Origin of the sequence: Acinetobacter sp. YH12072 (assembly GCF_013419565.1) — a bacterium.
Lineage (GTDB): Bacteria > Pseudomonadota > Gammaproteobacteria > Pseudomonadales > Moraxellaceae > Acinetobacter.
Genome location: NZ_VOZV01000023.1, coordinates 46063 through 54801, shown reverse-complemented (window position 1 = coordinate 54801; position 8739 = coordinate 46063). Strand labels below are relative to the sequence as shown.

At 44.8% G+C, this 8739-nt stretch carries 7 protein-coding genes; all 7 read left to right on the top strand.

Annotation, left to right across the window (positions count from 1 at the left end; translation table 11 throughout):
• Positions 1 to 139: 139 nt before the first annotated feature.
• Genes FTU19_RS10920 through FTU19_RS10890 form a run of 7 tightly spaced genes read left to right on the top strand, consistent with a single transcriptional unit; the run spans position 140 to position 8731 of the window.
• Positions 140 to 2746 (top strand): tape measure protein, encoded by a 2607-nt coding sequence (locus FTU19_RS10920; RefSeq protein WP_373684960.1) that lies wholly within the window; start codon positions 140 to 142, stop codon positions 2744 to 2746.
• Entirely contained in the window at positions 2743 to 3162 is a 420-nt protein-coding gene (locus FTU19_RS10915) for a hypothetical protein (protein ID WP_180131169.1), read from the top strand. The genes FTU19_RS10920 and FTU19_RS10915 overlap by 4 nt, the downstream gene beginning before the upstream one ends.
• The gene (locus FTU19_RS10910) at positions 3152 to 5116 is read left to right on the top strand and encodes a hypothetical protein (protein ID WP_180131166.1); all 1965 of its coding nucleotides are present in this window, start codon (positions 3152 to 3154) and stop codon (positions 5114 to 5116) included. Before FTU19_RS10915 ends, FTU19_RS10910 begins: the two co-directional genes overlap by 11 nt.
• Before the next feature lie 10 nt (positions 5117 to 5126).
• The gene (locus FTU19_RS10905) at positions 5127 to 6743 is read left to right on the top strand and encodes a hypothetical protein (RefSeq protein ID WP_180131164.1); all 1617 of its coding nucleotides are present in this window, start codon (positions 5127 to 5129) and stop codon (positions 6741 to 6743) included.
• A 52-nt stretch (positions 6744 to 6795) separates the two neighbouring features.
• Positions 6796 to 8070 carry a hypothetical protein gene (locus FTU19_RS10900; RefSeq protein ID WP_180131162.1) on the top strand — a complete coding sequence of 425 codons (1275 nt, stop codon included), beginning with the start codon at positions 6796 to 6798 and terminating at the stop codon, positions 8068 to 8070.
• 56 nt (positions 8071 to 8126) lie between these two features.
• Entirely contained in the window at positions 8127 to 8348 is a 222-nt protein-coding gene (locus tag FTU19_RS10895; RefSeq protein WP_180131159.1) for a carboxypeptidase regulatory-like domain-containing protein, read from the top strand.
• Positions 8345 to 8731 carry a hypothetical protein gene (locus FTU19_RS10890; protein WP_180131157.1) on the top strand — a complete coding sequence of 129 codons (387 nt, stop codon included), beginning with the start codon at positions 8345 to 8347 and terminating at the stop codon, positions 8729 to 8731. Before FTU19_RS10895 ends, FTU19_RS10890 begins: the two co-directional genes overlap by 4 nt.
• Positions 8732 to 8739 lie beyond the last annotated feature (8 nt).

Here is an 8739-nt window from a genome sequence, read left to right as displayed (position 1 = left end):
TTGATGCCATTTTTCTTTATACTGTCACTGAGGCAGGTTGGACATTTGATTTCTAGAGTTATTCGCATTTCTCTATTTTATCAAAATTCAACCTGCTTTGTTTCAGCATACTTTTTGAAACACCACCAAAAATGTCTCTATAGCAACCAACTCAAATTTAACAGCAACTGGGGATCTGTTTAGCCGCCTAACCAAGATTGGCCAAGAGATGAAGTGGCCTCAAGAACAGGCATTGGCATTAACAGAAACAATTAACAAAGCTATTCAGGTTGGAGGTGGATCTGCTGCATCTAATGAAGCAGCAATTACCCAGTTAAACCAAGCATTAGGTTCTGGTGTACTTCGCGGTGATGAATTCAACTCCATGATGGAGCAGTCACCACGTTTGGCTCAAGCATTGGCAGACGGTTTGGATGTAACCACTGGCAAACTGCGTGAAATGGCTGGAGAAGGCAAACTTACTACTGATGTGGTAACCAAGGCTTTATTAAGTCAGTCTGAAAAAATCACTGAAGAATTTAATAAGTTCCCTACAACTATTGGCGCATCTATTGAAAACTTAAAAACAGCTTGGACTATCTACATTGGTGAGGCTGATGCAGCAACTGGAGCAAGTGCAAAAGTTGCTGAGGCAATTAAATTTGTTGCTGAAAACCTAGATACTATTGTTTCTACATTAATGCTGGCTGGTCAGGCATTTGTGGCTTACAAAGCTTTAAACATCGGTCTAATGTTCTTGGATAAAGCGAATAGCGTTAAGGCTGCATCATTAGCCATTACCCAAGAAACAACTTCGGTTGTAGCCAATACACAGGCGCAAATAGCTAACGCTAACGCAACTAGAGCCACAGCAGTGGCTAAAGGGCAGTTAGCAACATCAACAGCTACAGCGACCGCTTCTGCCGGTACAAGCTTGATGGGCTTGGTAGGTCGTCTAGGTACATTAGGTATTGCTATTACCTCGCTTGGTGTGATGGGCGCAGCAACAGTCGGCATGCTTACTCCACTTGGTGAGTGGATGGGTGAGGCTGCAGCAAAAGCCATGGGTTATGGTGAGGCTATTGAGAAACTTGAGAAGCAACAACTTCTTGAGGCAGCACAAGCCAAAGTTGCAGCTGAAATTAAGGCAGAGCAGGCAGCTGCCGCTGAAAAGGCACGCGACAAAACCTACCAACTCACAGAAGAGTCAAAAAAACTAATCACTGAATTTGATGAGTTAATCAAAAAGGGTGAGCCAACCAAAGAGGCATTGGAAAAAATTTCCAATGCCATGAAGTTTGATTCAACTAAAGGTATTAATGACTCCATTACAGCTCTGATTGCATTGAAGGATCAGGGCAAAATTACAGCTGATGAGCTGCAGGTAAGTCTAGGAAAAGCACTGGATGGCAAAGACCTGCTTGTGTTTGAAGCCAATGCACGTGCAGCCTTTGCTGGAACTTCAAAAGAAGCGGAAAAGAATGCTCAAATTACCGAAGCTGTAATGAAGGCGGCCTTGGAGCGCACAGGTTTAAGCACCGAGCAGCTACAAGGTAAATTTTCGCTTGCTTTTCAGTCAGCATCTAATGATGTGCAAATTATCCTGAATAACCTTGATCTATATAAGCAAAAGGGTATTGATACCGGGTTAGCTTTAGCATCCAACCTTAATAAGGCGATTGATACCGCTCAGACGCGTGCTGAACTGGATTATGCGAAATCTAAATTAATTGAGCTTGAAAAGCAGGGTGTCATTACCGGGGATCAGGTTGCATTAGGCTTGAGTAAGATTGAGCAAAAAGCCAATCAATTACCAGCTGCATTAAATCCAGTACTGGCTGCCTTCGCTGCTCTGGGGCTTAAAACTAAAGACCAACTTAATGATGCTGCCGATAGTGCAAAAAGAAACTTTGATATAGTAAAGAAAAGTGGTCAGGCAACAGCAGAGGGTATTAAGCAGGCTTATGTGGAAATGCTTAATACAGCAATTGCTACAGGTGATAAAGCTCGAATTGCCGAGGTACAAGCTAAGGCTGCCAGCCTGAGGCTGCGTGTTGAGGTCGACGAAACCGGCAAAGCCGTTGTTAAAACCATGGATGATTGGGAAAAAGCCAATCACCGTGTCAGAGACTCTGCACGTGGTATTGGTGATGGTTTCCGCCATGCAGGGCAAATTGCACGTGAAGAAGCCAAATCTTCTACCGAAGCCTGGGCTGATGCGGTTTCTAAAGCTAAGAGCGATTTCAATAAGGAAATGAAGCGTCAAGGCGAGGCATTGAGTAAAGGGATCTACGAATATGATTCTTACACCAAGTCTGATGTGATTTCACAGCTGAAAAGCAAAGGCTATGACGATAAAGAGGCCGAAAAATTGGCTTCTACCATCTGGTCCAAGGCTATGGCCGCTGATCGTGATGCTAAAGCTGAAGGTCTTGGAAAGGAAAGCAGCGTGGCAATGAAAGCATTGATCAATGCTGAATTTGATCGAGCTGCAGCCAATGGAATAACCACTCAGCACGGAACCAACAAGATCAATGAATTGCTTCGCAGTATCAATGTGGCTTCAACTGGTTCTGGTAGCTTGGGTGATTATGCGCCGTCTATTCCTTCTGTTCCTAATACAGCCAACAGTATTAATTCAGGCCCAACAACCATAATCCGTTTTGAGTCTAATGGGCAGCAGGTAGAGGCTCAGGTTGATGCAAACCAAGTGGATCCATTGGTGGCAATGCTTGAAAAATTAAAGGTAATAAAGAAATCAACATGAAACTTATTCGCTTAGCAACATCAGAAACCGTCCCATTAGAGGACGGTTTTTTATGGTCTGATGAATTCTCATGGAAGCCCATCGAACAGACTCAGGCTTATGCAATGGATGGCGCTTTGATCATCCAGGAAGGTAAAAAGAAGTCTGGCCGACCAATTACTTTACAACCAGCGGATCAGGAGATGGGCTGGGTCAAGCTACGTGAACTACGAACTGTTCGAGAGTGGTCTATGTTGCAGAACGAAGTTTTCAGACTGCAGTTTGAACAGCCTCATGACAACCGAGAATTCATAGTCAAATTTAACCACCAGGATGGGGCTTTAGAGGCTGCACCGGTGAAAGGGATTCCAGCAGTTTCACTGGATGATTATTACAACGTGACCTTACGCTTTACGGAGTTAAACGATGGCGATTGAAACCAAAGATTTAGTAATCTACAAGTCTGAACGCTTGACCGATAACTCGGATGGCGGTGGTAAATATTCTGGCGTAGTAGTTCAGGATGGTATCAGCAATAACCTGTTCAATGACGTATCGGAAATGGATCGAACCATGGGTGATGTGTCCATGCGTAAGGTATTTCCGGCAGTTACCACTGAAGACACTGATCTATTAATGGGTGCAACGGTTTTTGTATCTGAGCTACCAGAAGATCCAAACGTATCAGCATTGCTTTTCAGTACCAAAAACTGGACGGATGAACGCCAGTCTGCCCAGAACCGGGTGGAAAACTATCTGGCAAAAGGCGGACAGATTGCCGGAACACCACTCGATACCCATTGGCAAGGCATGTCATTACTACAAGTAGCCATGTTCCCCCAAGAAGTGGAGTCATCTGTGGGTGATACCATTGTACTGATTAGCGATGAAGGTGAGGTTTTAGAGTATGAGCAGTATGTGCGCATTACTAAAGTTGAAACTCGTACCGCAGTCATTGTGGTAGATGGTAAAAATGTTGAGTACAAGATTGCCACTTACTCACTCAATGATGCACTGGAAATTGATTTTGTAGGATTGTCTGCACGGCAGTGGTACAACGGCGAGGAATCTAAAACTATCATCCGTGACACACTTGTTGCCGATACCGGTCTGTATTACTCATCTACAGCGCTGGCATCTGATGCCAATGTGGGCGAGTTCACAATCAATGCCAAAAGTATCTTTGCACAGCTGATCCCATCTGCCCAGACAGAGACCCCCATCATTGATGTGAACGCTGCAGGTGAAAGCGTAGTGCTGGTAGCGGGTAATGAAGGCACGATCACTGTCAATTATCCCGGCATGACTATTGGAGTAAGTCAAAACCTGTATATCGGCTCAGCAGTGATTCCTTCCAGTGTGTCTTTTACTTTACAAGGACAGCAGATTACCGATCAGGGCGGCCTGCTTAAAAATACCCAAGGCACCCAAGTCGGCACGATTGATTATCAGCGTGGGTTGATTCAATGGACCGCAGCAGCGCCAGTCGGCACCTCAAGTTTGAATATTACTTTCAAGCCAGCCGCTGCACCCAATCAGTATTATCAAAGTCATGCTATTCCAGTGACTCAGAATAATCAGGGCACTAACTGGACCGGAGTTTTAATTCCAATTCCTGCACCTGGTGCACTTTCGATTTCATACATGTCGCAGGGCAAGTTCTATGAGCTTAAAGATGATGGTTCAGGCCAGTTAAAGGCTGCCAGTCCATCTTTTGGTTCAGGCATGATCAATTATGAAACTGGCTCATGGCTATTAACGACTGGTGCTTTACCTGATGTGGATACGCCGATTCTGCTGAACTGGGGCACACCAATTGTCACCTTCGTACGCTCAAATTTGAGTGTGGAAAAAGCTGCATTTGATTTTGATTTAGGTCGACCAGGTGTTTTGCCGGGTATCACGATTAACTGGGCCCTAGAAGGTGAAGAGAAAACAGCAACCTCCAATGCCCAGGGCAAATTTACCGGTGATGCCACCGGTGAAATTAATTATGCCACCGGGATTGGCAAAATCATTCCGAATAAGTTGCCACAGAAAGGCACAGTCTTTTCAGTGATCTATAACTACGGCACTTCACTTGAGCAGACCAAGATGGATGTTACTCCTGTAAATCAAAAGCTGACCTTTACCATTGGTACGGGATCAGCAATTCAGCCAAATAGTGTGGAATTAAGAATTCCGGTTAAAAGTAGTGATGGTATGGTAGCTGGCTTTGTGACGCTGATTGACACACCTGTAAATGCAACGATTGGCAATCTTGTTAATGAGCGTGGTCAAGTACAAGGTTCAATTACATACGCTACCGGTGCGGTTGAAGTTACACCTCAGGGCGTGGGTCATCGTTTCAAATCCACGTTTACACCTATGGCCACTTATGCGGCTGCCTAGAGAGGAAAATATGTCTTTTTATTCTCCACAAACATCAGACATTCAAGGTCAGCAGGTTGAACTGAAAGCCCTTAATGCTGTCGATGTGATCGTTAAATATCGTGATACCTCAGGCTCAAATTCAACCACTCATACGATGACGGCAGATAAATTAACGCTTGATCTATCATCTGGCTACGATGAACAAATCCTTTCAGGATCTGTGCGGTTTAAGGTTGGTGCAGACACTTTCCTAGATCGCACAGGCTTGCTATATCGCAATGTGAATCCAGCCAATAACAGCGGGATTCAATCCGGTGTGATCCAGTATGGTACCGGTATTGTTGAAATCGACTCATGGACACCGAATGCAGATAACACGATTACTCTGGAATCCTTAACTACCACAACCGATCTATTGCCAGTCAATAAAATCAGTTTCAGAACGCCAATCATGCCGATCCGGCCACAATCCTTGACTGTAGTGGTGGGTACGCTTGAGCATGGGCAGCTCACACTGACTGCGGATGAAAATGGCGTGATTGAAACCAGCCGGGCGCATGGTCAGGTGAATTGGGATAATGGTTTTGTTTCGATTTACTTTTACACCAAAACCAAAATCACTGAAACCAACCGGGCAGAGATTGAAGCGAATGACTGGTATGACCCGTTGCTGGAATACCAGGAAGGTGTGGATACTTATATTAATATCCCTGTCTGGGTAGATGCTTCATCAGTGCGTTATAACGCAGTGGCTTATACTTACATCCCACTAGATTCGGAAATTTTAGGCCTATCAGCAACTCGGTTGCCGATTGATGGCCGGGTGCCGATCTTTCGGGTTGGTGGAATTGGTATTGTCAGTTCAAGTAAGGCTCAGGAATTACCAAGTGCAATTGCAGGTACCGCATATGACCTGAATGATCAGCGCATCTCATGGGCAGAATTGGAAGATGCCAATGGCGCTAAAGTACCGTTTGATCTATACACTATTGATTATGACTATGGCCGCGTGACATTGGGCGGTGACTTTGTGTTGGGAAATCTGGTTGCACCACTGACAGTAAAATACCGCTATCAGGATATGGGTCTGATTCGTGATGTGCAGATCAATGGCCAGCTAACATTCACCAAGCCTTTAACGCATAACTATGATGCAGTGGATACCATTGTCGGATCGGCGCTGGTGATTGGCGATATGCAGGCGCGTTATACCCGCAAGTTTGTGCAAGGTTCGTGGAGTAATGTATGGGTTGATGAGCCAACGGGTAGCGGTATTTTAGCAAATTACAACGACTCGCTGTATCCGCTTCAGGTCACCAATAAAGGTGCGATCCAGGAACGCTGGGCATTAATCTTTACCGATGCACAATCATTTCGTTGTATTGGTGAATACTCTGGCCAGATTGGTACCGGTACCACCAATGCAGACTATGCACCGATCAACCCGGTCACTGGTGTGCCTTACTTCATCATCAAGAAAGAAGGCTGGGGAGCAGGCTGGGCCAATGGCAACGTCCTGCGATTCAATACTGTAGCTTCAAACTTCCCAGTATGGGTGATTCGTACCGTGAAACAATCAGAGCCAGCAGTATTGTCAGACCAGTTCCAGATCATGCTGCGTGGTGATATTGACCGCGTGGTTTAAAAATTAAATCAGATATGGCCGCTTTACGCGGTCTTTTTTATGAGTATTAGAAATGGTCGCAAGTACAGATATTAAGTTTTATGTGCACACCAATAACAATGCACCACAACTGCAAAATGCTTACGGCAGCATGATTAATGTGCTGGATGCTTGTTTGGTAAATGGTATCAATATTGGCGCGGTATCTTCACTGACAGCATCGGACACAACAGTCACTGCTTTGTTCAGCTCTGCCCATAATTTAATGCAGTATCAGGTGATTAAAATCACAGGAGTAAATCAGCCTGAATTTAATGGTGAACATCGAATTTTAACCGTGCCGAATGCACAAAGTGTCACGTTTGAACTTGCGGAAGCGCCAAGTACAACGATTGCTACAGGAACAATCAGCGCGTCTTTACCACCTCTAGGCTGGGAGAAGCCATTCAGCAGCACGAATGAGGCGGGCGGATGTAAGGCTGCATATCGTTCGACCAATTTGCTTTTACCAAGCCGACCATTTTTACGTGTTGTTGATGAGTTAGACCCTGCATGGACTGCAACATATGCAAAATATGCAAAGGTTGGTATTGTTGAAGATATGACTGATATTAATACAATGCTTGGTGTTCAGTCCCCGTTCGACGGTATAAATCCGGATAAAAATTGGGTAGGCACGGGGTCGGGGGCAACAGCAATCAATGGTTGGGCCAAGTGGTATTATGGACGAAACATTAGCGCAACATCGCAAGGGTCAGATACAAGCTCAACGTATGAGGGTGGTCGCTCTTATGTGGTTGCTGGGAATAGTGATTACTTTTATATTTATGTTGTCCCGTATCCATCACCGTACGCAACGGAAAGCACAGCAGGCACACTTTATGGTTTTGGATCATTTGAATCAAATCTAAACCCAGACACAGCCAATACCTTCCTTATATCAACTCTGAACCACGTAACAGCTCAAACTAACTATTTTATTGGTGCAACTACATCTGGCTCGCACGCCACCACAACCGCCAAGATTTGTTTGCAGCGCGGCCGATCATTAATAGCATCACCTGCTTACGCATCAACAGGCTTGCCGATTTACTCAACGTGGCAAAGTGGGAGATTGGACTTACTTCAAGCTGCTGCGACTTCGGGTAAAATTGACTTGTTTTTAGTTCCTATTCTCGAGTCGCTAACAGTAAGGGGGATTTTGCCAAATTTTTACTGGCTTGCACAAAAAACGCCTTTTGTGAACAGAGGAACAACCCATGATGCTGATGGTGTCTATATGGGGCTAAATGTTGGCTCTAGTGATTCAATCGAGAATCAAATCGCATTAAAAATTGGTGATCTATGAAAATTAAAAACCCTATAAAATCAGTAGCTAGCAAGACATCATTGCAGGACATTGGGGTGTATAGAATTAAGGGGATGATTGGTCAGTTAGGTATTCCGCTTCCATGTCGCTTAAGGCTCTACAATAAAATCTCAGGTCAACTGGTTAGTGAGTCTGTGTCCGATATTTATGGAAACTATGAATTTTCAGCACTAACAAACACTAAACATTTTATTGTCGCGCATCATCCCGCCTCACAATTCAACGCAGTCATTCAGGATAACGTGGTGCCAAAATGAGTAAAACATCAGTTAATGCCCGGCTTGCCATGATTCAAGCCTTTGCAAATTTCATGGATAACGGTAGCCAAAGTACTACCGTTATTTTTTATGAAGGCGTGCAGCCTGCCAGCCCTGCTGTTACAGCAGACTCAAACAGTGCTTTGGTGACACTCACGTTTCCTGAGCCATGTATCAAAGAAACCACTGCAACTTATGTGGAGTTTCACCCAACCGATACCGCAACAGTGATCAAGTCAGGCACTGCAACGTGGGCACGTATTTATAATGGTGCAGGTGAAGTGGCTGCCGATCTGACAGTAGGTACAGATATTTCTCTGGCCAACACCAATCTCGCGCTTGGCGGCACGTTGTCAGTCACTTCGATAAAACTCAGACCTTAATTTAAAAG

Bases quoted from the DNA above. Each gene is read 5' to 3' on its own strand.
- FTU19_RS10900 (WP_180131162.1), top strand. From the start codon at position 6,796: ATGGTCGCAAGTACAGATATTAAGTTTTATGTGCACACCAATAACAAT.
- FTU19_RS10910 (WP_180131166.1), top strand. From the start codon at position 3,152: ATGGCGATTGAAACCAAAGATTTAGTAATCTACAAGTCTGAACGCTTG.
- FTU19_RS10905 (WP_180131164.1), top strand. From the start codon at position 5,127: ATGTCTTTTTATTCTCCACAAACATCAGACATTCAAGGTCAGCAGGTT.
- FTU19_RS10915 (WP_180131169.1), top strand. From the start codon at position 2,743: ATGAAACTTATTCGCTTAGCAACATCAGAAACCGTCCCATTAGAGGAC.
- FTU19_RS10890 (WP_180131157.1), top strand. From the start codon at position 8,345: ATGAGTAAAACATCAGTTAATGCCCGGCTTGCCATGATTCAAGCCTTT.